Annotated in this window: 26 protein-coding genes; 15 read left to right on the top strand and 11 right to left on the bottom strand. The window is 61.9% G+C overall.

What is annotated here, in order from left to right; translation table 11 throughout:
• Window positions 1–17: 17 nt before the first annotated feature.
• Window positions 18–1,034 (top strand): ketol-acid reductoisomerase, encoded by a 1,017-nt coding sequence (ilvC, locus tag ACXZ1M_RS04180; RefSeq protein WP_373988066.1) that lies wholly within the window; start codon window positions 18–20, stop codon window positions 1,032–1,034.
• 74 nt (window positions 1,035–1,108) lie between these two features.
• Here the strand turns inward: ilvC and ACXZ1M_RS04175 are convergent, their stop codons facing one another.
• The 3 genes from ACXZ1M_RS04175 to ACXZ1M_RS04165 form a co-directional block, all read right to left on the bottom strand.
• Complete coding sequence (locus tag ACXZ1M_RS04175) at window positions 1,109–1,990, bottom strand: restriction endonuclease (protein ID WP_459051944.1); 882 nt, start codon at window positions 1,988–1,990, stop codon at window positions 1,109–1,111.
• Window positions 1,991–2,059: 69 nt separating this feature from the next.
• Window positions 2,060–2,332 carry a hypothetical protein gene (locus tag ACXZ1M_RS04170; protein ID WP_459051943.1) on the bottom strand — a complete coding sequence of 91 codons (273 nt, stop codon included), beginning with the start codon at window positions 2,330–2,332 and terminating at the stop codon, window positions 2,060–2,062.
• On the bottom strand, window positions 2,289–2,564 hold the full coding sequence (locus ACXZ1M_RS04165; protein ID WP_459053972.1) for a BrnT family toxin: 276 nt from the start codon (window positions 2,562–2,564) through the stop codon (window positions 2,289–2,291). The genes ACXZ1M_RS04170 and ACXZ1M_RS04165 overlap by 44 nt, the downstream gene beginning before the upstream one ends.
• 149 nt (window positions 2,565–2,713) lie before the next feature.
• Here ACXZ1M_RS04165 and ACXZ1M_RS04160 point away from each other — a divergent pair, with 149 nt between their 5' ends.
• Entirely contained in the window at window positions 2,714–3,130 is a 417-nt protein-coding gene (locus ACXZ1M_RS04160; protein ID WP_459051942.1) for a hypothetical protein, read from the top strand.
• Here ACXZ1M_RS04160 and ACXZ1M_RS04155 read toward each other — a convergent pair.
• Window positions 3,116–3,370, bottom strand: a complete 255-nt coding sequence (locus ACXZ1M_RS04155; RefSeq protein WP_459051941.1) for a hypothetical protein — start codon at window positions 3,368–3,370, stop codon at window positions 3,116–3,118. The genes ACXZ1M_RS04160 and ACXZ1M_RS04155 overlap by 15 nt on opposite strands.
• 139 nt (window positions 3,371–3,509) lie before the next feature.
• Between ACXZ1M_RS04155 and ACXZ1M_RS04150 the strand changes: the two genes are divergently transcribed.
• Together ACXZ1M_RS04150 and ACXZ1M_RS04145 are read left to right on the top strand one after the other, a co-directional pair.
• A complete protein-coding gene (locus ACXZ1M_RS04150) occupies window positions 3,510–5,729 on the top strand; it encodes an ATP-binding protein (RefSeq protein WP_459051940.1) in 2,220 nt (739 codons plus the stop codon).
• A gap of 9 nt (window positions 5,730–5,738) precedes the next feature.
• Window positions 5,739–6,194, top strand: a complete 456-nt coding sequence (locus ACXZ1M_RS04145) for a response regulator (protein WP_459051939.1) — start codon at window positions 5,739–5,741, stop codon at window positions 6,192–6,194.
• On the opposite strand, the gene ACXZ1M_RS04140 is transcribed toward ACXZ1M_RS04145, so the two are convergent.
• Window positions 6,181–7,800 (bottom strand): response regulator, encoded by a 1,620-nt coding sequence (locus ACXZ1M_RS04140; protein ID WP_459051938.1) that lies wholly within the window; start codon window positions 7,798–7,800, stop codon window positions 6,181–6,183. The two genes, ACXZ1M_RS04145 and ACXZ1M_RS04140, sit on opposite strands and share 14 nt — an antisense overlap.
• A gap of 129 nt (window positions 7,801–7,929) precedes the next feature.
• Here ACXZ1M_RS04140 and ACXZ1M_RS04135 point away from each other — a divergent pair, with 129 nt between their 5' ends.
• From ACXZ1M_RS04135 to ACXZ1M_RS04110, 6 genes are all read left to right on the top strand, one after another.
• Window positions 7,930–8,472 (top strand): biliverdin-producing heme oxygenase, encoded by a 543-nt coding sequence (locus tag ACXZ1M_RS04135; protein ID WP_459051937.1) that lies wholly within the window; start codon window positions 7,930–7,932, stop codon window positions 8,470–8,472.
• An 89-nt stretch (window positions 8,473–8,561) separates the two neighbouring features.
• Window positions 8,562–9,329: an SIMPL domain-containing protein gene (locus tag ACXZ1M_RS04130; RefSeq protein WP_459051936.1), complete on the top strand. Its 768-nt coding sequence runs from the start codon at window positions 8,562–8,564 to the stop codon at window positions 9,327–9,329.
• Between the two features lie 82 nt (window positions 9,330–9,411).
• Window positions 9,412–10,167, top strand: coding sequence for an SIMPL domain-containing protein (locus ACXZ1M_RS04125; RefSeq protein ID WP_459051935.1), 756 nt, complete (start codon window positions 9,412–9,414; stop codon window positions 10,165–10,167).
• 120 nt (window positions 10,168–10,287) lie between these two features.
• The gene (gene pssA, locus ACXZ1M_RS04120; protein WP_459051934.1) at window positions 10,288–11,166 is read left to right on the top strand and encodes a CDP-diacylglycerol--serine O-phosphatidyltransferase; all 879 of its coding nucleotides are present in this window, start codon (window positions 10,288–10,290) and stop codon (window positions 11,164–11,166) included.
• Between the two features lie 62 nt (window positions 11,167–11,228).
• Window positions 11,229–12,776 carry a 2-isopropylmalate synthase gene (locus ACXZ1M_RS04115; protein WP_459051933.1) on the top strand — a complete coding sequence of 516 codons (1,548 nt, stop codon included), beginning with the start codon at window positions 11,229–11,231 and terminating at the stop codon, window positions 12,774–12,776.
• Entirely contained in the window at window positions 12,773–13,696 is a 924-nt protein-coding gene (locus ACXZ1M_RS04110) for a sugar kinase (RefSeq protein WP_459051932.1), read from the top strand. The genes ACXZ1M_RS04115 and ACXZ1M_RS04110 overlap by 4 nt, the downstream gene beginning before the upstream one ends.
• Before the next feature lie 70 nt (window positions 13,697–13,766).
• On the opposite strand, the gene ACXZ1M_RS04105 is transcribed toward ACXZ1M_RS04110, so the two are convergent.
• From ACXZ1M_RS04105 to ACXZ1M_RS04090, 4 genes are all read right to left on the bottom strand, one after another.
• Complete coding sequence (locus ACXZ1M_RS04105; RefSeq protein ID WP_459051931.1) at window positions 13,767–14,150, bottom strand: energy transducer TonB; 384 nt, start codon at window positions 14,148–14,150, stop codon at window positions 13,767–13,769.
• 47 nt (window positions 14,151–14,197) lie between these two features.
• Complete coding sequence (locus tag ACXZ1M_RS04100; RefSeq protein WP_459051930.1) at window positions 14,198–15,025, bottom strand: hypothetical protein; 828 nt, start codon at window positions 15,023–15,025, stop codon at window positions 14,198–14,200.
• Between the two features lie 108 nt (window positions 15,026–15,133).
• Window positions 15,134–16,477: an MFS transporter gene (locus ACXZ1M_RS04095; protein ID WP_459051929.1), complete on the bottom strand. Its 1,344-nt coding sequence runs from the start codon at window positions 16,475–16,477 to the stop codon at window positions 15,134–15,136.
• Between the two features lie 92 nt (window positions 16,478–16,569).
• Entirely contained in the window at window positions 16,570–17,055 is a 486-nt protein-coding gene (locus ACXZ1M_RS04090; protein ID WP_459051928.1) for a hypothetical protein, read from the bottom strand.
• Between the two features lie 138 nt (window positions 17,056–17,193).
• On the opposite strand from ACXZ1M_RS04090, the gene rpsO reads away from it, so the two are divergent.
• From rpsO to ACXZ1M_RS04065, 5 genes are all read left to right on the top strand, one after another.
• Complete coding sequence (gene rpsO, locus ACXZ1M_RS04085; RefSeq protein ID WP_373988054.1) at window positions 17,194–17,463, top strand: 30S ribosomal protein S15; 270 nt, start codon at window positions 17,194–17,196, stop codon at window positions 17,461–17,463.
• 186 nt (window positions 17,464–17,649) lie between these two features.
• Window positions 17,650–19,779, top strand: coding sequence for a polyribonucleotide nucleotidyltransferase (pnp, locus tag ACXZ1M_RS04080; protein ID WP_459051927.1), 2,130 nt, complete (start codon window positions 17,650–17,652; stop codon window positions 19,777–19,779).
• A gap of 109 nt (window positions 19,780–19,888) precedes the next feature.
• A complete protein-coding gene (locus tag ACXZ1M_RS04075; protein WP_459051926.1) occupies window positions 19,889–20,320 on the top strand; it encodes a DUF29 domain-containing protein in 432 nt (143 codons plus the stop codon).
• 3 nt (window positions 20,321–20,323) lie between these two features.
• Window positions 20,324–20,704 (top strand): DUF29 family protein, encoded by a 381-nt coding sequence (locus ACXZ1M_RS04070; RefSeq protein WP_459051925.1) that lies wholly within the window; start codon window positions 20,324–20,326, stop codon window positions 20,702–20,704.
• Between the two features lie 17 nt (window positions 20,705–20,721).
• Window positions 20,722–21,153: a DUF29 domain-containing protein gene (locus ACXZ1M_RS04065; protein WP_459051924.1), complete on the top strand. Its 432-nt coding sequence runs from the start codon at window positions 20,722–20,724 to the stop codon at window positions 21,151–21,153.
• Here the strand turns inward: ACXZ1M_RS04065 and ACXZ1M_RS04060 are convergent.
• Together ACXZ1M_RS04060 and ACXZ1M_RS04055 are read right to left on the bottom strand one after the other, a co-directional pair.
• Window positions 21,138–22,538, bottom strand: a complete 1,401-nt coding sequence (locus tag ACXZ1M_RS04060) for a c-type cytochrome (RefSeq protein ID WP_459051923.1) — start codon at window positions 22,536–22,538, stop codon at window positions 21,138–21,140. The genes ACXZ1M_RS04065 and ACXZ1M_RS04060 overlap by 16 nt on opposite strands.
• 76 nt (window positions 22,539–22,614) lie before the next feature.
• Entirely contained in the window at window positions 22,615–24,273 is a 1,659-nt protein-coding gene (locus ACXZ1M_RS04055) for a methyl-accepting chemotaxis protein (RefSeq protein WP_459051922.1), read from the bottom strand.
• Window positions 24,274–24,423 lie beyond the last annotated feature (150 nt).

Here is a 24,423-nt window from a genome sequence, read left to right as displayed (position 1 = left end):
TTTATTTAGGAATTATCATGAAAGTTTTCTACGACAAAGACGCCGACCTCTCCCTGATCAAGGGTAAAAACGTGGCCATCATCGGTTACGGCTCGCAGGGCCACGCCCACGCGCAAAACCTGAGTGACTCCGGCGTGAACGTCACCGTCGGCCTGCGCAAAGGTGGTTCGTCCTGGAACAAGGTAGAGAAAGCCGGCCTGAAGGTCGCCGAAGTGAACGACGCGGTCAAAGCCGCCGACGTCATCATGATCCTGCTGCCGGACGAGAACATCGCCCAGGTCTACAACGAAAACGTCGCCCCGCACGCCAAGCAAGGCGCGGTACTGGCCTTCGCCCACGGCTTCAACGTGCACTACGGCCAAGTCGTGCCACGCGCCGACCTGGACGTGATCATGGTGGCACCGAAGGCCCCAGGCCACACCGTGCGCGCCACCTACACCCAGGGTGGCGGCGTGCCACACCTGATCGCCGTGTACCAGGACAAGTCCGGCATCGCCCGTGACATCGCCCTGTCGTACGCCTCGGCCAACGGCGGCGGCCGTGCCGGCATCATCGAAACCAACTTCCGCGAAGAAACCGAGACCGACCTGTTCGGCGAACAAGCAGTGCTGTGCGGTGGCGCGGTCGAGCTGATCAAAGCCGGCTTCGAAACCCTGACCGAAGCTGGCTACGCTCCGGAAATGGCGTACTTCGAATGCCTGCACGAACTGAAACTGATCGTCGACCTGATCTACGAAGGCGGCATCGCCAACATGAACTACTCGATCTCGAACAACGCCGAATACGGCGAGTACGTGACCGGTCCTAAGGTCGTGACCTCGGCCACCAAGGATGCGATGCGTCAGTGCCTGAAAGACATCCAGACCGGTGAATATGCAAAATCGTTCATCCTGGAAAACAAAGCAGGCGCCCCGACCCTGATCTCGCGCCGCCGCCTGACCGCCGAGCACCCGATCGAAGAAGTCGGCGCCAAACTGCGCGCCATGATGCCTTGGATCGCCAAAAACAAAATGGTCGACCAGTCGAAGAACTAAGCAGTTTCTTCTTCCAAGAAAAGCCGGCGCAAGCCGGCTTTTTTTATGAGCAACGGAAATGATTCTCTGCACGTTCAAAGCGCGTTCATATGGGACTCCCCGCTAACTTCAAGCGAAAGAGTGCGCAGAATTTTATCGTCGATTAATGTCGGATATCGTATAAAGTCGCTGACCTGCGCAATCTCAAGATGTTCGAAGAACTTTGGTGCATCAATCAAATTCAAAGTCAATCCTCGCCCATGAGCATTTTGAATGATTTCTTGTCCGCCACGGCTAAACCGTGACGTAGTTACAAATGCCCCTCGTGTAAAACCATTTAGGGTCATGGCACCAATAAATTCTCTTATCGGGGCCACTTCTATCGTATTTCGGTGTCGCTTAACCTGAACTGCTATTGGTTGTTCTCGTGTGTCGCGAAGAATCACGTCTATTCCGCCATCGGAGGAATACGAAGTTAGCTCAGTTCTGAAACCGCAGCTTGAGAAGACACTTGAGACGACCTCTTCAAACCTACGCGGGTTGACGTTATACCTGCTTGCATACTTTCCCATGAGATATTGACGTACATCGTTCGCAGGAAGACTAATGTCAACCTTATCGAATTTTTTCAGTGACGCTGCTGCCCCACATTCGATAAACCAGATCTGATTTCTGGTAAAGAGATAGATTTCTTTTGCTACATGCCACCATCCACATAGTGGGCAGGTGTAAAGTTGTGCGTCCAGTTCCTCGGGTTCACGAACAAAGTCCTTGTCCCGCAAGATGAAATCCCCATGGAATTCAGCCATGGCATCAATATGATCTAGATGAAATGCGTGGATGCCGGCAGAGATACCTCTCCAGCGGTCGTCGATTTCTATCGGTATGAGTTTTCCACGGCAGAACCGGCAGTCGCATCCTAAAATTTCTCCGATAGTCGGAGGTTCGCCGATTTGATCATGAAGCCATAAAGTCATGATTCGCCTCTCGGAAACAGATTTTCCTAGGCGCGCGTGGGCAAATGATGTGGCCAAGCTCAATCGCGTTTAGATTTTGCTCAGGAGCGCAGTCATGCGCGCTTGCCAGCCGGGGCCGGTAGCAATCCAGCGCTCGAAGATTTCGGGCGGTAGGGGGAGCGTGAGGAGTTGTTGAGGATAGGAATAGATTGTTTGGTCGCCGATCTTCAGCGTTCCCAGAGAAATCATTTCATCGCCCATCTCTGGAATTTCCTCGTACTCTTCTGGCTCAATTTCATGCGCGTCCACGCGCGCAAAGTCACTTCCGTAGGAGTGGGGCAAAGCGTTTTCTTTCGCGTCCATTGGCTTTCCTCATGCTAAAAACGTGGCATCCTGTACTGCGTGGTGTATAGCAGACGACGACCATTCGATCATGCAGCAAGCCGTAGCAGATAAAGCGGGGCTCGCCGTAGCTCTTTCTTGTATCTGGAATAGCGACATGTTTATCCTGCAGAACAGTCGCGGCGTCGGCGAAATCCAGGCCGCGTTTTGCGAGAGTCTGATTCCGCTTTGCCGGATCGTATGTGATCCACATGATCATTGTATGAAGGTTGGAGTCGAACTTCAATATTCGCGCTTATCTTTGCATTCGACTTTGATGCCGATCTAGTGAGAATGTGTGACTATTCACAGTGTTCTGCAATGTATCCTTGCGTGTCGTAATTCACAATGAAAAATGGAACAATGATCGAGAGCTTGTTGGGTGTGTTCGCCTTGGCGATTGTGGAAATGTGGGCGGCGATACCGCTGGGCTTTCATCAGAAATTGCCGCCTTTGCTGATCGGCGTTGCGGTGATCGGCGGCTCGCTCGTCGGCGCGGTGGCGGCCATGTTCGCGGGGAACGGCATTCGCCGTTTGATTTTCTGGCGCAAGAAGGAGCCGGCGGAGGGCGGCCGCATGTCCAAGTGGCTCGTCAGCAAGGGGCCGTGGGCCGTCGGTCTTCTCGGGCCGCTGCTGATCGGGCCGTTGTTCGCGGCGTTGCTGGCCGGGGCGGTCGGCATGCCGAGGATCTTGTCGCTGGTGCTCCTGGCCATCGGCATCGTGCTCTGGACCGTGGTGATTGTCGTGGGCGGGGCGTTTGGCCTGTCAATAATTCGTTAAGCTGTGGATGAGGACGCCGACGCCGATGGTGGCCAGGAAGCCGATGACCGAGGTGAAAAACTCGGAGATGACGATTTTGTCGCCGCGACGGTCGTAGATGAACATCCGGCCCTTCATCAATTCCCTGGCGGTTTCGGCGCGGAAGTAGCCCAATGACAGGATCGGTATCACGATCCGCCCGATTCCGTAGAACACGACATTGAACAGCAGTGGCATGAAAAATTCCGCGATGGCGCCCATGTTCGCTTCTCCTGTGTGAAATTGGATGATAGCAAGCTTTGTGGAACCGCCAGTTAACAGATGCTTAAGTAGCCGTGCGCGGTTCTGTTGAGGAAATTGCTATCATGCGGTTTTATATTGCCGGTTAGTCCGCCCCATCATGTCAGAGGCCAGCGCCAACGAAATAGCCACATGCGATAGCGAACCTATCCGCACGCCGGGCAGCATCCAGCCACACGGGTTTTTGCTGGCGCTCGGCGAGCAATTGCAGGTGCTGCAGGCCAGCGAGAATCTCGCGCAATTCACCGGCGTGGCGGCGCCGCAGGCGCTCGGGCTGCGGCTGGCCGATATCATCGGCGCGGCCCCGGCCGAACGGCTGGAAACCGCCTTGCGCAGCGGTCAGCTGCGCGAGCGGCCGGCCGCCATCGGCACCGTCACGCTCAAGGGCCAGCTGTTGGATGCGCTGGCCCATGCCTATGACGGCTTGCTGATCCTGGAATTCGAGCCGGCCCTGGACGTCATCGACGCCCACCGGCTGTACCCACTGGTCAGCGATTTCCTCAGCAAGATTTCCGATGCCGACAGCATCTTCGGCCTCGGCCAGATGGCGGCCGCCGAGATCCGCGCCTTGACCGGCTTCGGCCGGGTGCTGGTCTACAACTTCGACGAGGATGGCCACGGCAACGTGCTGGCCGAAAGCCGAGACCCGGACTATCCCAGCTACCTCGGTCAGCGCTTCCCGGCCAGCGACATCCCGCGCCAGGCGCGCGAGCTGTACCTGTCGAACCGCGTGCGCCTGATCCAGGACGCCAACTACACGCCGGCACGCTTGGTGCCGCCGGAAAATCCGGTCAGCGGCAAGCCCAACGACCTGTCGTTCGCCTCGCTGCGCAGCGTCTCGCCGGTCCACCTCGAATACATGCGCAATATGGGCACGCTGGCCTCGATGTCGGTGTCGCTGATCGTCAACGGCAAGTTGTGGGGCCTGATTTCCGGCCACAACGCCGAACCGCGCCGCATCACCTTCCATCAGCGCGCCATGTGCGAGCAGATGGGGCAGATCCTGGCGCTGCACATCCGCAGCCGCACCGACGCCGACGAGTTGCAGTTCCGGCTTGACGTGCGGCGCGCCATGGTGCAGGTGCTCGGCGGCCTGACCCAGGGCGCCGACTTCATTGAAAACCTGCGCAGCGTGATGCCCGAGCTGCTGCGCTTCGCGCACGCCGGCGGCGTAGCCATCGTGGTCGACGACCGCCTGATCACGTATGGCGATACGCCGGCCGAGGCCGAGGTGAAAGAGCTGGTGTCCTGGCTCGGCGCCCAGGTGCACGACGACGTGTTCCACAGCGCCCACCTGGCCCAAGACTATCCGCCGGCCGCCGCCTTCACGGCCAGCGCCAGCGGCCTGATGGCGATGCAGATCTCGCGCATCCACCCGCATTACCTGCTGTGGTTCCGCCCGGAGACGGTGTACACCATCGACTGGGCCGGCCGCCCGGACGGCAAGCAGGTGGCAGGACAGCGCCTGTCGCCGCGCACCAGCTTCGACAGCTGGCGCGAAGCCGTGCACGGCCACAGCGCGCCATGGCGGGCCGGCGAGCTGGAACTGGCGCTGGAGTTCCGCAACGCGCTGCTCGGCATCGCGCTGGAGCGCGCCGAGCAGATGGCCGACCTGGCCGAGGAGCTGGGCCGCGCCAACAAGGAACTCGAAGCGTTTTCCTACTCCGTGTCGCACGACCTGCGCGCACCGCTGCGCCACATCGTCGGCTTTTCCGACCTGCTGATGGAAGCGCCTGTCATCGACAATCCAGAGCGGCGCCAGCGTTTCCTGGTCAATATCAAAAGCGCGGCGCAGTTGGCCGGCAAGCTGGTGGATGATCTGCTGAGCTTCTCGCAGATGGGAAGGGCGGCGATCCGTCCGGTGCGCATCGACATGAACGACATGGTGCGCGGCTGCATCGATCGGCTGGAGCCGGAGCTGCGCGCGCACCACACCGACTGGCAGATCGACGCGCTGCCCGACGTCATCGCCGATCCGAATTTCCTGCAACTGGCGTTATATAATCTGGTGTCGAACGCCGTGAAGTTTTCGGCCCGCAGCGAGCCGCCGACCATCCGCATCAGCGGCGAGAAACTGCCGCACGAAACGGTGTTCCACATTGCCGATAATGGCGTCGGATTCAATATGGATTACGTGCATAAATTGTTCGGCGTGTTCCAGCGCCTGCACCGCATGGAGGATTTCCAGGGCACCGGCATCGGCTTGGCCAATGTGCGGCGTATCATCGAGCGTCACGGCGGCCGCGTCTGGGCGCAATCGACGCCCGGCGCCGGCGCCACGTTTTCTTTTGCATTACCCAACTCTCACCCTAAGGATTGAAGTACGCCTATGTTAAAGCCCATTCTTCTCGTTGAAGACAATCCGAACGATCTCGAACTGACCCTGATTGCGCTTGAGCGCAGCCAGCTGGCCAACGAGGTTGTGGTGGTGCGGGATGGCGCCGATGCGCTGGACTACCTGTTTCTGCGTGGCGCCTACGCCAAGCGCGAGCAGGGTAATCCGGCCGTGGTGCTGCTGGATTTGAAACTGCCGAAAGTCGATGGCCTGGAAGTGTTGGCGGAAATCCGCAACGATCCCGGCCTCAAGAGCATCCCCGTGGTCATGCTGACCTCCTCGCGCGAGGAACAGGACTTGATCCGCAGCTATGCGCTGGGCGTCAATGCCTATGTCGTCAAGCCGGTCGACTTCCAGGAGTTCGTGCGCGCGATCGCCGACCTCGGCATCTTCTGGGCGGTGCTCAACGAACCGCCGCCGGGATCGTCGCGCTACATCAAGCCGCAGTAGCCACGCGCCGGCGCAGCAGGTGCCGGATGCGCGCGCTGAGGGTGGTGACGGTGTACGGCTTCTGCAGCAGGTTGACGTTGGGCGGCAGCTTGCCGTCGTGCGACAGCACGCCTTCCGCATAGCCGGAGGTGAACAGGATCTGCGCCTGCGGCTGGTGACGACGCACCAGCTCGCTCAGTTCCAGGCTGCTGATGCGCCCCGGCATGATGACGTCGGTGAACAACAGGTCGATGCCGATGCCCGACTCGATCAGCCGCGCCGCCTGTTCGGCGTCGGCGCAGCTATAGATGCGGTAGCCCAGTTCTTCCAGCATGTCCGCAGTGGCGGTGCGCACCGCTTCCTCATCTTCCACCAGCAGGATCGATTCCACGCCGCCGGCCAGCTTGGCGGGTGCGACCACCTCGGGCTCGTGCGCGGCCGCGCCATCGCTGCGCAGCAGATAGATCTGCACCGACGTCCCTTGGCCCGGCGTACTACGCAGGGCGATCTCGCCGCCGGACTGCTTGACGAAGCCGTGCGCCATGCTCAGCCCCAGGCCGGTGCCCTGGCCGGTCGGCTTGGTGGTGAAGAAGGGCTCGAACGCGCGCTGCATCACTTCTTCCGACATGCCGCTGCCGGTGTCGGCCACCTCGATCAGGATGTAGTCCTGGCGGCCGTCGCCGACGGCGTGCTCCGGCTCGGTGCGTGCCGGCAGGTTGCGCGCACGGATGGTCAGCGTGCCTTCGCCATGCATGGCGTCGCGGGCGTTGATGGCCAGGTTCAGGATCACGTTGTTGAGCTGGCTGACATCGACGTCGGTATTCCACAGCTGCGGCGCGATGTCGGTGTGGACCACGGCACGTGGACCGAGCACGCGGCGCAGCATGTCGTCCATTTCCTTGAGCACCGGCGCCAGGTCGACCACCGCGCTTTGCAGCGGCTGACGGCGGGCGAACGCTAGCAGGTGCGCGGCCAGGCGGGCGCCGCGCTCGACGCCGTTGAGCGCGTTATCGATGCGCAGCAAGCCTTGTTCGTTGACGCCGCCGGTCATGCGCAGCAGGTGCAGGTTGCCGCTGATGATTTGCAGCACATTGTTGAAATCGTGCGCCACGCCGCCGGTCAGTTGGCCGATGGCTTCGAGCTTTTGCGCCTGATGCAGGGCGGCCTGGCTGATGCGCAGTTCTTCCTCGCGCTGGCGCAGTTCCAGGAAGGCGGCGTCGCGCTGCTGGCGTGCCAGGTAGGCCGAGCTGTGGTAGCGGATGCGCGCTTCCAGCTCGCGCGCTTCTGGCCACTTCACCAGGTAATCGTTGGCGCCCAGCGCGAAGGCCAGCGCCTTGATGTCGGCCTGGTCCTCGGACGACAGCAGGATGATGGGCAGGTGCTCTGTGTCCGGCTCGGCGCGCAGCATGCGGATCACGTCGAAGCCGTCCGCTCCAGGCATGCGCAGGTCCACCAGCACCACGGTGGCGGCGGTTTCACGGCTCAGTTCAACGGCGCACTCGGCCCGCTTGTCGTAACGGAAGCGGATGTCTTTCCTGTGCGTCATGTGATAGCCGATCAAGTCCTCTGCCATCGCTTCATCATCGATGAGCAGCACGGAGCAGTCTGGAGCGGTGATTTCGTTCATAAGCAAGTAAATGTGACGGAAGATAAATTCTACCCCGGCCCTTTGCCATGCAGAGTTCAATTGACTCTCCGGTGCGCGCGACTGTGTAAAATCCGGTTTTCGATGCGATGGCAAGGAGTGATCTTGGATGTGTTGACGGCATTGCGGGCGGCTACCGCAGAGCAACATTCTGTACTCGACCGGAGCACGCCGCTGGCGGCGCCGGCGCCGGATCTGCACGCCTATCGCGATCATTTGCTGCTGCTGTTGGTCTGGCTCACGCCGATCCAGGCGTGGCTGGCGCGCTGCGGCGCCGCGCCGCGACTGCGCACGGATTACCCGGCCTTGCTGCGCGAGGACCTGGCTCATCCGTCGCTCGCCGGCGTGGCGCCCGCGTTGCAGGCGGATGCGGCGCCATGGCCGCAGGACGCGTCGGCCGCCTACCGTTGGGGCGTCTGCTACGTGGTGGAAGGCTCGCAGCTGGGCGGAGCGGTGCTGTACAAACGTCTGGCCCAGAGCCTGCAGCCGCATCCTTTGGGTTATCTGCGCGGGGAGGGCACGCCGGGGCCGCGCTGGCAGCAATTCCTGGCCGCACTGCGCGCAGCGGTGGTGAGTGAGCATGACATCGCCGACGCCTGCCTGGGCGCGCGCCAGGCCTTCGCCAGCCTGATCGCACTGAACAACCAGCTTTAAGATGTTACAAACGGTCACTATGTCTTACAAGTGCGCGCGGGAAACTCATGTAGAGTTCGGCTTGTCGTAATCTTAACCTGGAGCCTGTAATGAATATGATGACCAAACTTGCCGCCGCTGCCGCTGTGTCTTTCGCGCTGGCCGCGCACGCCGCTCCGACCGAATCGCTGCCGACCGCCGGCACGCTGGTGGTGGTGCCCGCCTACGGCGAAGTCAAGCACGTCAACGACCAGGCCGTCGTGACGCTGGCGATCGAAGAGCAGGACAAGGACAAGGCCGCCGCCGCCTCGCGCGTCAACACCAAGATGAAGCAGGGCCTGGAGATCGTCAAGAAGGAAGATCCGCAGGCCAGCCTGAAGACGCAAGGCTATTACACCTATCCGGTCTATCCGGAAGAGCGCGTGCTGCCGAACGGCCAGCCGGTCAAGGCGCGCGTGCCGACCGCGTGGCGCGTGGGCCAGTACCTGGAAGTGACCACCACCAGTCTCGACAAGCTGCCGAAGACCGTGGCCGCCGCCCAGAAGATCCTGACGCTGAACGCCATCAACTTCGGCCTGGCGCCGGAAACCACCAAGAAGCTGGACGACCAGCGCATCGCCGCCACCTACAAGAACCTGAACGAGCGCATCAACTCGATCGCCAACGCCATGGGCCGCAAGGTCGGCGACGCGGTGCTCGACACGGTCGATTTCGAAGGCTCGGGCAACTACGCCGGCCAGGAATCGCGCGCGGCCGCCGCGCCGATGATGATGCGCATGTCCAAGTCGGCCGACAGCATGGACGTGGCCGAGCCGAGCTTCGAGCCAGGCGAGACGACCTTGCAGATGCAAGTGGTCGGCAAGGTGCGCTTCAAGTAAGCCGCCGCTTCAGCTGTACAAGTCGCGCACGGGCGACGGTGTTGAGGTAAAGTTTGTTTTTATCTCAACACTGGAGCCCGCCATGAAATATCTTGCCATCGCCGCCATCGCGGCTTGCGCCTTCGCCGCGCCGCTGCACGCGCAGTCGCTGTCGACCGCCGGCACGCTGGTGGTGGTGCCGGCCTTCGGCGAAGTCAAGCGCGTCAACGACCAGGCCACGATCACGCTTTCGGTGGAAGAGGTCGACAAGGACAAGGCCGCCGCCGCCTCGCGCGTCAACACGAAAATGAAGCAGGGGCTGGAGATCGTCAAAAAAGCCGATCCGCAAGCCAGACTGAAGACGCAGGGCTATTACACCTATCCCGTCTATCCCGAAGAAGCGCCGCTGCCGAACGGCCAGCAGCGCAAAGCGCGCGTGCCGACCGCCTGGCGCGTCGGCCAGTCGCTGCAGGTCGTCACCAGCAACCTCGATGCGCTGCCGAAAACCGTCTCCGCCGCCCAAGCGATCCTCAGCCTCAACCACCTGCACTTCAGCCTGACGCCGGAAACCACGCGCCAGATGGAAGACCAGCGCATCGCCGCCACCTACCAGAACCTGAACGAGCGCATCGCCTCCATCGCCAAGGCCATGGGCCGCAAGCTCGGCGACGCCGTGCTCGATACGGTCGACTTCGAAGGCTCCGGCAATTACAGCGACCGTGTGGCCGTCACCGGCTCGCGCGCGATGCCAATGGCGCTCAACGCGGCGGCGGCGGCGCCGGCCGTGGCCGAGCCCAGCTTCGAGCCGGGCGAGACCACGCTGTCGATGCGCCTGGTGGGCAAGGTGCGCTTCAAGTAAATCCTGGTCGCCGGCCGGGTTGTCGCACGCTTTTTGATGAACCTCGGTAACAGATCCTTTTTTGTTGCCCGCTCCTCTATAATGATGGAGCAACAACCAGCTAACGAGAAACGGATCACTATGCCCAATTTCCCCCGCCGCCGCGCCAAAGGTAGCGCAGCCCAAGTCAAGGTGCCCAAGACGTCGCGCTTCAGCCGTTTTGCGCGTCGCGCCCGCGGAGAGGATCTGGACCGGCCGCGCCATCGCGGCATCTACCTGCTGCCCAACGCCTTCACCACCGCGGCGCTGTTCTGCGGCTTCTACGCCATCGTCATGGCGATGAACCAGAAATTCGAGCACGCCGCCTGGGCTATCTTCGTCGCCATGGTGCTGGACGGCCTGGACGGCCGCGTCGCGCGCCTGACCAATACCCAGAGCGAATTCGGCGCGCAATACGATTCGCTGTCGGACATGGTGTCCTTCGGCGCCGCGCCGGCGCTGGTGATGTACGAATGGTCGCTGCGCGGCCTGGGCAAGCTGGGCTGGATCGCCGCCTTTGTCTACTGCGCCGGCGCCGCCTTGCGCCTGGCCCGCTTCAACACCAATATCGAAGTGGTCGACAAGCGCTACTTCCAGGGCATGCCGTCGCCGTCGGCGGCCGCGCTGGTGGCCGGCTTCATCCTGATGATCCTGGACCTGGAAATGGGCGTCACCGGCGAGGACATGCGCTGGGTATCGTGGGGCATCGCCGTGTTCGCCGGCCTGACCATGGTGAGCAACGTACCGTTCTACAGTTTCAAGGACGTGAACTTCCGCAAGCCGGTGCCGTTCATCGGCGTGTTCCTGATCGCCCTGGGCCTGGCGCTGATCGCCATCAAGCCGGCCGCCACCTTGTGGCCGCTGTTTGCGATCTACGGCCTGTCCGGCTACGTGGTCGCGGCATGGCGCGCGGCCACCGGCAAGAAGGTCAGCCTGATCCAGACCGAAATGGACAGCGACGACCCGAGCGAACGGCATTAACCATGGGGCGGTAGGCCCTGAGAGATTCAGCAACGAAGCGTAGTCCTAGCCACGGAGCCATCATGAGCAACTCATCCAACCGCCTTATCATCTTCGACACCACACTGCGCGACGGCGAGCAATCGCCGGGCGCCTCCATGACCAAGGACGAGAAAGTCCGCATCGCCAAGCAGCTGGAGCGCCTGCGCGTGGATGTCATCGAGGCCGGCTTCGCGGCCGCGTCTCCCGGTGACTTCGAATCGATCAAGGCCATCGCCACCGTGGTGCGCGAGTCGATCATCTGCTCGCTGTCGCGCGCCAACGACCGCGACATAGCCCGCGCAGCCGAGGCGCTGGCGCCGGCCGAGCGCAAACGCATCCATACTTTCATCGCCACTTCCAAGCTGCACATGGAGGCCAAGCTGCGCATGCTGCCGGAGCAGGTGCTGGAGCAGGCGCGCAACGCCGTGCGCTTTGCGCGCCAGCATACCGACGACATCGAATTCAGCCCGGAAGACGGCAGCCGCTCGGACGAGGACTTCCTGTGCCGCGTGCTGGAAGGCGTGATCGACGAAGGCGCCACCACCATCAACTTCCCGGACACGGTGGGTTACGCAGTGCCGGAGCTGTTCGGCGAAACCATCCGCCGCCTGCGCGAGCGCATTCCTAATTCCGACAAGGCCGTGTGGTCGGTCCATTGTCACAACGACCTGGGGCTGGCCGTGGCCAACTCGCTGGCAGGTGTGGTGGTCGGCGGCGCGCGCCAGATCGAGTGCACCATCAACGGCTTGGGCGAGCGCGCCGGCAATACCGCGTTGGAAGAGGTGGTGATGGCGTTGCGCACGCGCGGCGGCTACTACAATCTTGAATGCGGCATCGACACCACGCAGATTCTGGCGGCGTCGAAGATGGTGTCGCAGATCACCGGCTTCGCGGTGCAGCCCAACAAGGCGGTGGTCGGTGCGAATGCGTTTGCGCACGCGTCGGGCATCCACCAGGATGGCATGCTGAAGTCGCGCGAAACCTACGAGATCATGCGCGCCGAGGACGTCGGCTGGACCGCAACCAAGATTGTGCTGGGCAAGCTGTCCGGCCGCAACGCGTTCAAGCAGCGCTTGCAGGAGCTGGGCATCGACCTGGAATCGGAAGCGGAAGTGAACGCCGCCTTCGCCCGCTTCAAGGAACTGGCCGACCGCAAGTCGGAAATCTTCGACGAGGACATCCTGGCACTGGTGTCGGACGAGCAGCAGTCGCAGGAGAGCGAGTTTTACCGTTTCGTCTCGCTGGAGCAGCGCTCGGCCAGCGGCGAAACGCCCAGCGCGAAAATCGTGTTCCTGGTCGACGGCGAAGAACATGTCAGCGAAGGGCGCGGCGACGGTCCGGTCGATGCCACCGTCAACGCCATCGAGGGCGAAGTGGGCAGCGGCGCCGAGCTGGTGCTGTTCTCGGTGAACGCCATCAGCAGCGGCACGCAGTCGCAGGGCGAGGTCACCATGCGGCTGTCGAAAGAGGGCCGCATCGTCAACGGTGTAGGCGCCGATCCGGACATCATCGTGGCGTCGGCCAAGGCCTACCTGTCGGCGCTGAACAAACTGCATTCCAAGATAGAACGGGTCAATCCACAACCATGAGTAAAGATTTTGATGTTGTAGCACTGGGCGAGGCGATGGTGGAGTTCAACCAGGCCAAGGCCAGCGAACCGATGTACCGCCAGGGCTTCGGCGGCGACACCTCCAACGCCGTGATCGCGGCCAGCCGCCAGGGTGCGCGCACCGCCTACCTGAGCCGCGTTGGCGAAGACCATTTCGGCCGCATGCTGCTGGACCTGTGGCAGGCCGAGGGCGTGGATGTCAGCGCGGTGGCGCGCGACGGGCAGGCGCCGACAGGACTGTATTTCGTCAACCACCGGCCGCAGGGCCACGCCTTCAGTTACCTGCGCGCCGGTTCGGCGGCCAGCCGCATGCAGCCGCAGACCATGGACCTGGGCGCGGCGCAGCGCACGCAGTGGCTGCACGTCTCCGGCATATCGCAGGCGATATCGGCCGGCGCTTGCGACACCGTGTTCGCGGCCATCGAGGCGGCTCGCGCGGCCGGCGGCAAAGTCAGTTTTGATCCCAATCTGCGCTTGTCGTTATGGCCGTTGGCTCGCGCCCGCGCCACCATCTGCGCGACCATCGCGCTGACCGACCTGTTCCTCCCCAGCCTGGACGAAGCGGTGGCGCTGGCCGGCACGGAAGACGTGGCGGCGATCTTCGCCTGGGCCCGCGCGCACGGCGCACGCACCGTGGTGCTGAAAGCCGGTTCGTCCGGCGCGTGGTATGCGGAGCAGGGCGCCGAACCGCAACTGGCGGCCGCGCGCGCGGTGCAGGCTGTGGACGCCACCGGCGCCGGCGACTGCTTCGACGGCAGCCTGCTGGCACGCCTGGCGGCCGGCGACACGCTGGCCGACGCGGTGCGCTACGCTAATGCGGCCGCTGGCCTGTCGACGCTGGGCCATGGCGCAGTCGCGCCGATCCCCAGCGCCGAGCAGGTGCGCGCGGCGCTGGGCTGATCTTGTCTTTGTCGGCACCTTTTCCCACACTCTAGCCGTTCAAATGGATCAGGCCAAGCTTGAATTGTGATTAAGGTTCGCCGCGTTCTGCGGCGGCGTTCTTGTTGGATGCGGCATCAAGCGTCCATGCATACTGCATCTTGATCCAGGTTTCGACCGGCTGCCCGTCTTGCGTGGCGGGCTTGAAGAGGCAACGTGCCATGCCTTCCTTGGTCGCCAGATCCAGCAATTCGTGACCGCTCGATTTTTCAATGCGCGATTGCCGCACGGTGCCGTCTGCGCCGATCAGCAAGGCTACCGTCGCCGTACCCTGGTATGCGTGGCGCAGCGCTTCCGTCGGCCATGCCGGCTTGGTGCAGCTTATGAATTTTGGCGCCGTTTTGGCCGGCGGCTCGGCCGCCGTTGCGGAGAAATAGAGAGCTAAGAGCGGCAGGGCGGCGAGATAGGATTTCATGTTGGCACAATCAAGGGAGATTGTGCCAATTTAGCATGATTGCTGATTTAGAAGCGCATCTTCACGTACGCCGCCGGGCCGTGCAGGCGCACGTTCAGGTCGGAGCCGTCGCGGTCGCGATTCAGGTTGATCTTGTTGGCGGTGTACTCGGCCACCACGCCGACCATCTTGGTCGGATACCATTCCACGCCGACGGCGCCGCCGTAGATGTGGCCCTTGATATTGCCGCCGTTTTTCTTGATGCCCGAAGCATCGGCGTAGAGGCGCACGTTTTCCGACACCGCGTGACGCCAGCCCAGTTCCAGCAGCGGCGCGTAGGCGTGTTCTTTTTCGTTGTAGCTGGCGTTGCCGGCCACGCCGTTCAACACGCCGCTGGCCGTGCCTTTCAGGCTGGCCTGGTAGTAGGCCGCGCCCACGCCGACGCCGAACACGCTGTTGCCGCTGCCGATCCACCATTTATAAGCGAGGTTGGCCAGGTCCAGTTTCAGCTTGGCGTTGAGCTTGCCGTTGCCGGTCAGCGGCAGGCCGTTGACGTTGGTCGAGCCGCTCAGGCCTGGATTGTAGGTCTTGTCGTAGCGGTAGTAGTCGAAGTCCAGGCCTTGCGATTCGCCCAGCAGCAGCGAAGCTTTTACGCGCGGCAGCGTGACGCTCTTGGTCTCGTAGGTGCCGGTGTCGATGCGGCCGTAGTTGGTGTCGCCCTGGTAATCGATGCGCGGTTCGGTGTGGAAGGCGCCGACCGAAATGCTGGCGCGGTCCAGCGCAGGCGACATCTGCGCAAAAGCGCTGGTGCTGCCGGCGCCAAGCGCGAGCAGCGCGGCTACGTAGATGGCGTGAGGACGAATGGTGTTACGGGCAGCGGACGTGCGGAAGGACATGGATTCTCCAGTGGTTGCGATTGCGATGGAGAAATCATAGCAACCACTGTTGAGTTATTCCGTCGGCGCACGCCCGCAATAAAGGTGGGACTTCTCCTACTTTTTCGTCTACTTGTCTTCCTTGATGCGCAACGACAGCAGCGCTGCCAGCAGCATCGAAATCCCGCCCAGCATCATCATCATGACGGCGCTGCCGTGGAAGAAGCGTGTCAGCAGCAAGCCCATCGTGGCACCCGACACCACTTGCGGAATCACGATCGACGTATTGAACATGCCCATATACATGCCCATTTTCATCGGCGGAATCTTGCCGGCCAGGATAGCGTAAGGCATGGACAGCGTGCTGGCCCAAGCCAGGCCGATGCCGACAAACGGCAGCAACACCAAGCCCGGCGTGTCGACGAAGTAGATCGACAGGAAGCTCAGGCCGCCGACCAGCAGCGCGATGGCGTGCGCGGTCTTGCGGCTGGTGCGGCGCGCGATCAACGGCAGCAAGAAGGCGAAGGCGATCGAGGCGGCGTTGTACACCGCGCCGCACACGCCCCACCAACTGGCGCCGTCGTTGTACAGCGCGGAGCTGGTATCGGTGGCGTGGTAGATGTGCTGGGTGACGGTGGCGGTGCCGTAGGTCCACATCGAGAACCAGGTGAACCAGGTGAAGAACTGCACCAGCGACAGCTGCACCATGATCTTCGGCATGTTCAGATAGTCGTGCACGAAGCCGCGCAGGCCGCTGCTCGGCTTGGCTTCTTGCGTCTGCTCCGGCTCCGGATGGAATTCATGCAGTTGCTGCGGCGAATATTCCTTGGTGCGAATCACCGTCCACAGCACCGCGCCTAGGTAGACCGCGCCGCCGATGTAGAAGGCATACACCACCGAATCCGGCGTCTGGCCAGCGGCTGCCGTGTTCGAAACGTTGAACCAGTGCTGCAGCACATAGGGCAGGGCGGACGCGGCCACCGCGCCGACGCCGATGAAGAAGGTCTGCACCGCATAGCCGGTGGTCAGCTGTTCCTTCGGCAGTAGATCGCCGACGAAGGCGCGGAACGGCTCCATGGAAATATTGATCGCCACGTCCAGCAACAGCAGCATGGCGGCGGCGGCCCACAGCACGTGGGCGTTCGGCATGCCGAACATGCCCAGCGTGGCGAGGATGGCACCCATCAGGAAATAGGGACGACGGCGGCCGAAGCGGCCCCAGGTGCGGTCGCTCATGTAGCCGATGATCGGCTGCACCAGCAAGCCGGCCAGCGGCGCGGCCATCATCAGATAACCGATCTTGTCGAGCTCGGCGCCCATGGTTTCAAAGATGCGCGGCACATTGCTCTGTTGGAGTGCGAAGCCGGCCTGGATGCCGAGGAAGCCGAAGCTCATGTTCCAGATGGCCCAGAACGACAGGCGAGGTTTGACTGGGGCTGGGCCGGGCGCGGCCGCTTGTACTTTGGCGTGCATAAGTGGTCTCCATCTATTTTGTTGATATATTATCAGCCTTAAAGTAGTCAGGCTACAAAATAGATAGGGTTTCTTTTGTATTTTAGCTACATTTAGCGTCGGCGGTTTTCGCGTTCCTCGTCCGGACCGTTGACCATGGCTTGCACCACGCCCTGGCGGTTGAACTCGACCGCCATCATGGAATTCCACACATCCTGCTCCTTGTAGCGGTACAGCCACACGTCGCCATCCACGCTGGCATAATGCGTGACCTGCGCCGGCCGGCCGAAGGTGCGCAGGATGCGGTCCTTGTCGTCCTTGCCGAGCCGCACGGTAGCGAACTTGGCGCTGGTGAGCACCTGTTCATAGGAGCGCAGCCGGCCGTCCGGCCCCAGCCGCGCCATCCAAGTGTACTGGCCCATGGGCCCCCAAGCGTATTCGAGCAGGGTGTCGTCGCCGCTGCGGTAGATATTGGTGGGTTGCCCCAGGCGCGCACGCACGGCGTCGGCGCTGTCGCCGGGCTGGGGCGGCGGGGCGCCGAAGTTGGCGCAAGCGGCCAAGGCCAGCGCCGCCAAGGCTGAAAGGATGGACTGTTTCATGCTGCCCTCCTGAAAAATTGCATACACAGCGAGCTTTTTCCGCTATACTTGCGGGTCTGGTCTTTCTGACCGGGTTTTATTGTAAATCACGGTGGGCAGGGTTACGACTCCGCGCACCGCATGTTAAAGGTAAATATCATGACCGTAGAAAACATCAACAAAGCAGCGATCATCGCTGACAACGCCCGTGGCGACAAAGACACCGGTTCGCCAGAAGTGCAAGTTGCACTGCTGACCGCCCGTATCAACGAACTGAACGGCCACTTCAAAGCACACAGCAAAGACCACCACTCGCGTCGCGGTCTGATCATGATGGTTAACCGTCGTAAATCCCTGCTGTCCTACCTGAAGGGCAAAGATGCAACCCGTTATCGCGATCTGATCGCTAAACTGGGCCTGCGTAAGTAATTTTTGCGCCGTCCGGCTTAAACAAATGCCTGCGCCAGCTTGCTGTCGCGGGCATTTTGTCTTTCTAGACGTTAAAAAATTGCTAACTGGAACATAGTGATTGCAGTAAAGGTGGCTTTTGGGCCATCTGTGGTGAGGTGAACGACAGCCCCTGAAAATCTGTCGGCAAATAGAAAGGGATTACCCATGTTTAATAAAGTTACGAAAACCTTCCAGTACGGTCAACATACCGTCACGCTGGAAACTGGCGAAATCGCTCGCCAGGCCTCCGGCGCGGTGATGGTGTCGATTGAAGACACCGTCATCCTGGCCACCGTGGTAGCGCGTAAAGACGCGAAGCCAGGCCAGGACTTCTTCCCGCTGACCGTCGACTACCTGGAGAAAACCTACGCAGCCGGTAAAATCCCGGGCGGTTTCTTCAAACGTGAAGGTCGTCCTTCGGAAAAAGAAACGCTGACATCCCGCCTGATCGACCGTCCAATTCGCCCGCTGTTCCCAGAGGGCTACATGAACGAAGTGCAAGTGGTCATCCACGTGCTGTCGGTCAACCCAGAAATCGATCCTGACATCGCCGCGATGATCGGTGCTTCGGCCGCGCTGTGCGTGTCGGGCGTGCCATTCAACGGTCCGATCGGCGCCGCCCGCGTGGGTTACGCCAATGGTCAGTACATTCTGAACCCAACCGTCGAACAACTGAAAACCTCGCAGATGGATCTGGTCGTTGCCGGTACCGAAACCGCCGTGCTGATGGTGGAATCGGAAGCGCAGCAGCTGTCGGAAGAAATCATGCTGGGCGCCGTGGTCTTCGGCCACACCGAAATGAAAGCCGTGATCGACGCGATCCACGAGCTGGTGCGCGACGGCGGCAAGCCTGAGCAAGTCTGGACCGCTCCTGCCAAGGACGAAGCGCTGATCGCCCGCGTGGCCAACTTCGCCGAAGCGAAGATCCGCGACGCCTACCAGACCCGCGACAAGCAAGCCCGTACCGACAAACTGCGCGCGATGTCGTCGCAAGTGGTGGCCGACCTGGCCGCTGAAGCCGCCGCCGCCGGCGCCGCCGCACCGGACAGCGTTGACGTCGGTAACATCCTGTTCGAGATGGAATCGAAGGTTGTGCGTTCGCAGATCCTCGAAGGCGAGCCACGCATCGACGGCCGCGACACCCGCACCGTGCGTCCGATCTCGATCCGCACCTCGGTCCTGCCGCGCACCCACGGTTCGGCCCTGTTCACCCGTGGCGAAACCCAGGCACTGGTCGTAGCGACCCTGGGCACCGCACGCGATGCGCAGAAGATCGACGCGCTGATGGGCGAGTTCACCGACCCGTTCATGCTGCACTACAATATGCCTCCGTTCGCCACCGGCGAAACCGGCCGCGTCGGTACGCCTAAGCGCCGCGAAATCGGTCACGGCCGCCTGGCCAAGCGCGCGCTGATCGCCGCCCTGCCATCGCAGGAAGAGTTCAGCTACGCTGTGCGTCTGGTGTCGGAAATCACCGAATCGAACGGTTCGTCGTCGATGGCTTCGGTCTGCGGCGGCTGCCTGGCGCTGATGGATGCCGGCGTGCCGATGAAAGAGCACGTGGCCGGTATCGCCATGGGCCTGATCAAGGAAGGCGGCCGTTTCGCTGTGCTGTCGGACATTTTGGGTGACGAAGATCACCTGGGCGACATGGACTTCAAGGTCGCTGGTACCCGCAACGGTATCACCGCGCTGCAGATGGACATCAAGATCCAGGGCATCACCAAGGAAATCATGCAAGTGGCGCTGGCGCAAGCCAAAGAAGGCCGCGAGCACATCCTGGGCGAAATGCAAAAGGCCGTGCCGACCGTGAAGACCGAACTGTCGGACTTCGCACCACGCCTGATCACCATCAAGATCAATCCGGAAAAAATCCGTGACGTGATCGGCAAAGGCGGCGCTGTGATTCGCGCGCTGACCGAAGAGACCGGCACCCAGATCGACATCAGCGACGAAGGCGTGGTCACCATCGCTTCGGTTGACGCTGCTGCCGGCCAGGAAGCCAAGCGCCGCATCGAAGAGCTGACCGCATCGGTTGAAGTAGGCAAGACCTACGACGGCGTGGTGTTGAAGCTGCTGGACTTCGGCGCGATCGTTCAGGTCATGCCAGGCAAAGATGGCCTGCTGCACATCTCGCAAATCGCCAACGAGCGTGTGAACGCCGTTGCCGACTACCTGAAAGAAGGCCAGGCAGTGCGCGTTAAGGTTCTGGAAACCGACGACCGCGGCCGCCTGAAACTGTCGATGAAAGCCGCAGCGGAAGAAGCAGCCGCAGCAGCCGCCAACGCACAGTAATCGCTCAGTAGTCTCTGAAAGCCGCCAGCGCGCAAGCGTTGGCGGCTTTTTTCATTCCTGTCCTCGAACTTTCCCGCTGCGCTTCGATCCAACCACTGAGGAGGACGTCATGGGCAATCTTTACGATGACGACGTTGTTGCGTGGGCCCGGCAGCAGGCAGGGTTGATCCGCGCGCACCAGTGGTCGCAGCTCGATATGGACAACATCGTTGAGGAGATCGAGGATGTGGGCAAGAGCGAAAAACGGGAGTTGCAAAGCCGCCTGTGCGTTCTGATTTCCCATTTACTGAAATGGTCTCATCAACCTGCGCGCCGGGGCCGTAGCTGGCGCAAAACGATCAAGGAGCAGCGCTCCGCGATAGAACTCGACCTGCAAAAGCATCCCAGCCTGCAAGCACTGCTGGGCGATGCCGATTGGATAGCCGCAGCATACCGTCACGCGAGGACGGCAACCTTTGCTGAAACCGGGCAGCCCGATTTGCCGGATCAATTGCCTTGGCCGATCGGGCAAGTGCTGTCACAGGATTTCTGGCCGGAGTGAGCGATGACACAGTCTTACGATCCCGCCCGCTGGAGGCAGGAGCTGGCCTTCTGGCCGGAAGAGCTTGCTGGCGCAGTCATCCCCAACCGACAGTTGCTGGTGCAGCGCTTTGCCGAATTGCTGGCGCATCTGGCGCGTTGGCAGCGGCAGGAGGGCAATCAATGCCTGCTGTGGCGCCGGCTTATCGACTTGCAGCGCCGGCGCATCGACCGCATGCTGGCCGACACGCCCGGGATGCAAGCCATGCTTGCCGAACCCGAATGCCTGCAGGACGCCTGGATTGATGCGCTGCTCAAAGTCATCGGCGAAGAAAATTGTTTCGACTTGCCGGACACCAGTCCTTGGACGCCGAGTCAGGCGCTGGATCAGGATTTTTATCCATGAGATTAGGGAGACTGGCCATGAGCACTGCTTACGATACAGACATTGCCGCTTGGGCAGCGGAGCAAGTCGCCTTATTGCGCGCAGGGCAGTGGGCTTTGCTCGATATCGAACATATCGCCGAAGAGATCGAGGACATGAACATCAGCCATCGCCATCAGCTGGCGCATCGGATGGCGATCCTCATGGCGCATTTGTTGAAGTGGAAGTATCAGCCCGAGCGGCGCGGCTCAAGCTGGCAACACACTATCCGCGAACAGCGCGAGCGGATAGCAAAACTGCTGCGGAAGATGCCCAGCCTGCAGCACCTGCTCGATGATCCTGAATGGAATGAAGAGGTATGGGCCGACGCGCTCAGCGCCGTCATTTTGCAGGCGGGAATGACCGACCTGCCCAAGACTCGCATCTGGAGTCTTGAGCAAGTGCTGGCGCTGGATTACTTGCCGTCGTAAGTCACACGGAAGATGCGGCCGGCGTAGTCGTCGGAGACCAGCAGCGAGCCGTCGGCCAAAGTGATGACGTCGACCGGACGGCCCACCACTTCTTCGCCGCGCAGGAAGCCGTCGATGAAGGCGGTGTCGCTCACCAGCTTGTTGTTCAACACCGAAACGAAACGCACCGTGTAACCAATCTTGGTGCTGCGGTTCCACGAACCATGCTCGGCCACGAAGAGGTTGTTGCGGTAGGCTTCAGGGAACTGCTTGCCGGTGTAGAAGCTCAGGCCCAGCGGCGCCACGTGCGGGCCCAGCTTGGCGACCGGCTCCACAAACTCCTCGCAGCTGCGGCCCTTGCCGAATTCCGGGTCCGGCACCACGCCGCCGTGACAGTAAGGGAAGCCGAAGTGCTGGCCGACCTTGGTCAGCACGTTCAACTCACACGATGGCGTGTTGTCGCCCAGTTCGTCGCGGCCGTTATCGGTGAACCACAGCTGCTTGCTGGTTGGATGGAAGGCGAAACCCACCGTGTTGCGCACGCCGCGCGCCACTTCTTCCAGCTGGCTGCCGTCCGCGTTCATGCGGTAGATCTTGGCGCTCTTGGTGTCGTCGGTGTCGCAGATATTGCATGGTGCGCCGACCGGGATGTAGAGCTTGCCGTCCGGGCTGGCCTTGATGACCTTTTCGCCGTGCCACTTGTCGGTCGGCAGGCTGACCTTCACCACTTCATACGACGGCTTTTGCGCATAGCGTTTGTCGATATTGTCGAAGCGGATCACGCGGCTGATTTCGCCGACATACAGCGAGCCGTTCAGCAGCGTTACGCCGATCGGGCTGTCCAGGCCTTCGGCGACGGTGACCACGTCGGCGCTCTGCTTGTCGGCGCGTGGCACCAGCGCGTAAATTTTGCCGGCCTTGCGCGAGCCGACGTAAACGATGCCGCTATCGGACACCACCATGGCGCGCGCGGTGGTCGCACCCTCGGCGTAGACGCTGATGCGGAAGCCCTTCGGCAGCTTGAAGCCGCCCAGCAGATCGGTCGCAGCAGGTTTGGCGGCAGGGGCAGCAGCCGGCGCGGCGGCCAGCTTCTTGTCGGCGTTGGCCGCGATGTAAGTGGCGAGCATCGAAATCTGCTGTGCGCTCAATGCGGGCGACCATGCCGGCATATTCTTCTCCGGCACACCCTTGCTGATGACCTTGATGAGATTGGCCTTGGTCGGCGCACCGTGGATCCAGGCGTGCTGGCCCAGCGTCGGGCCGACCGCGCCTTCCATCTTGACGCCATGGCAGGCGGCGCAATTGGCTTGATACAGTTGTTCGGCAGTCTGTGCCGGAGCCGCGTGGGCGGCGAAGGAGGCGAACGCAATGCCGATGGCGGCGGCTTGCAGAGCGATCTTGTGCATTTATATGTCCCCAGATGAGTGATGCCGCCATTGTACCTTCAGCGGCCTCGACAATCATCCGGGAATCATCGGTGTTTCAACGCGAAGTGCCGGTGCGTTGCTGCGAGATGGCCAGCGCGCGGCCCGCCGGTGCGGCGTGCGCGCGTGGCTTGCCGATCGACGTCACGTTGGCGGCACGGCTGCCATCCACCTTGAATACGCTGACCAGTTCCGCCAGATGCGAAGCCTGGCCCTGCATCGCCTCGGCCGCCGCCGAAGCCTGCTCGACCAACGCCGCATTCTGCTGCGTCACGCCGTCCATCTCGATGATGGCGCGGTTGATCTGCTCGATGCCGGCTTCCTGCTCGCCGCTGGCGGCCGTGATCTGCTCGACGATCTCGCTGACGTTGCGGATGCTGCGCACCACTTCATCCATGGTCTTGCCGGCTTCGTCCACCAGCACGCCGCCGGTGGTGATCTTCTCCACCGACTCGTTGATCAGGTGCTTGATGTCCTTGGCGGCGCTGGCCGAGCGCTGCGCCAGCGTGCGCACTTCCTGCGCCACCACTGCAAAGCCGCGACCCTGCTCGCCGGCGCGCGCCGCTTCCACCGCCGCGTTGAGCGCCAGGATGTTGGTCTGGAACGCGATGCCGTCGATCACGCCGATGATGTCGACGATCTGGCGCGACGAAGCGCTGATCGCCTCCATGGTGGTGACCACGCCGCCGACCACTTCGCCGCCGCGCACGGCCACGCCGGACGCGCTGGCCGCCAGCCGGTTGGCCTGGCGCGAGAACTCGGTGTTCTGCTTGACGGTGGCCGTCAATTCTTCCATCGACGACGCGGTCTCTTCCAGCGAGCCGGCCTGCTGCTCGGTGCGAGAGGACAGGTCCTGGTTGCCGCTGGCGATTTCGTCGGAGGCGGTAGCCACCGCTTCGGTGCTGCTGCGTACTTCGCTGACGATAGCGGCCAGGCGGTCGCGCATGGCTGCGATGCTGTACAGCAGGCTCGAACGGTCGCCGTTGGCCAGTTGCACGTGCACGGTCAGGTCGCCGCCGGCGATGCGGTCGGTGATGCCGGCAGCGTAGCCCGGCTCACCGCCGAGCTGCTTGAGCAGCGAACGGCTGATCAACCAGCCCAGCAACAGCGCCAGCGCGATCGAGGCGCTGCTCAGAATGACGATGGTCAGGGCGGAAGCGCCGCTGCGGGCGTGGATGCCCGCGCCGATTTCATCGATCACCGCCTGCTGGCGCGCGACCAGCGAGGCCATGTGGTTCACGTAGAGCACACCGGCCGGGATGAATTCGCGCTCGATGATCTGGTGGGTCTGTTCCATGTCGCCGGCGGCCTTGGCGGCGAACACGCGCTTGCGGGCATCCTGGTAGACCTTGCGTTGGGCCAGCGCGGTGTCGAAGATGGTCTTGGCCTGGGTGTCGTCCAACAGTTCGACGATCTGGCGCTGGTTGGCCTCGGCGATCCGGGAATTGGTGGCGATGCCGTCTTCAAACATTTTCTGCGACGCCGCATCGCCGGTGGTGGCGGCGGCCAGCGCGCGCTGCACATTATTCTCGACGATGGCTTTCCAGCCGCTGACCAGGCGTTCGGTCTTGAGCTGGTGGGCGAGCAGGGTTTCGGTATCGGCGGCGGTCTGTCGGATGCTCAGCCAACTGGCGATGGCGACCGCCAGCAGCAGCAGCAGGGTTGCGCCGAAGCCGATGGCCAGGCGGTTGCCGACCTTCATATCAGATAGTTTCATAGTGCCTCCGTGGATCAGCGGGTGTTGACGATGTTAGTTGTGTCTCGGAGGTTTATTATAAAAATGTAATATTAGTTTCCAAAATGAATTTTATCACTGAAATGATATTCATGTTGAGCTGGCCCAAGAGGTCCTTACCTGGATTTACAA

This window comes from Duganella paludis (assembly GCF_054461335.1).
The sequence above is the reverse complement of the archived record's forward strand: the minus strand, read 5'-3'. Positions and strand labels throughout refer to the sequence as shown.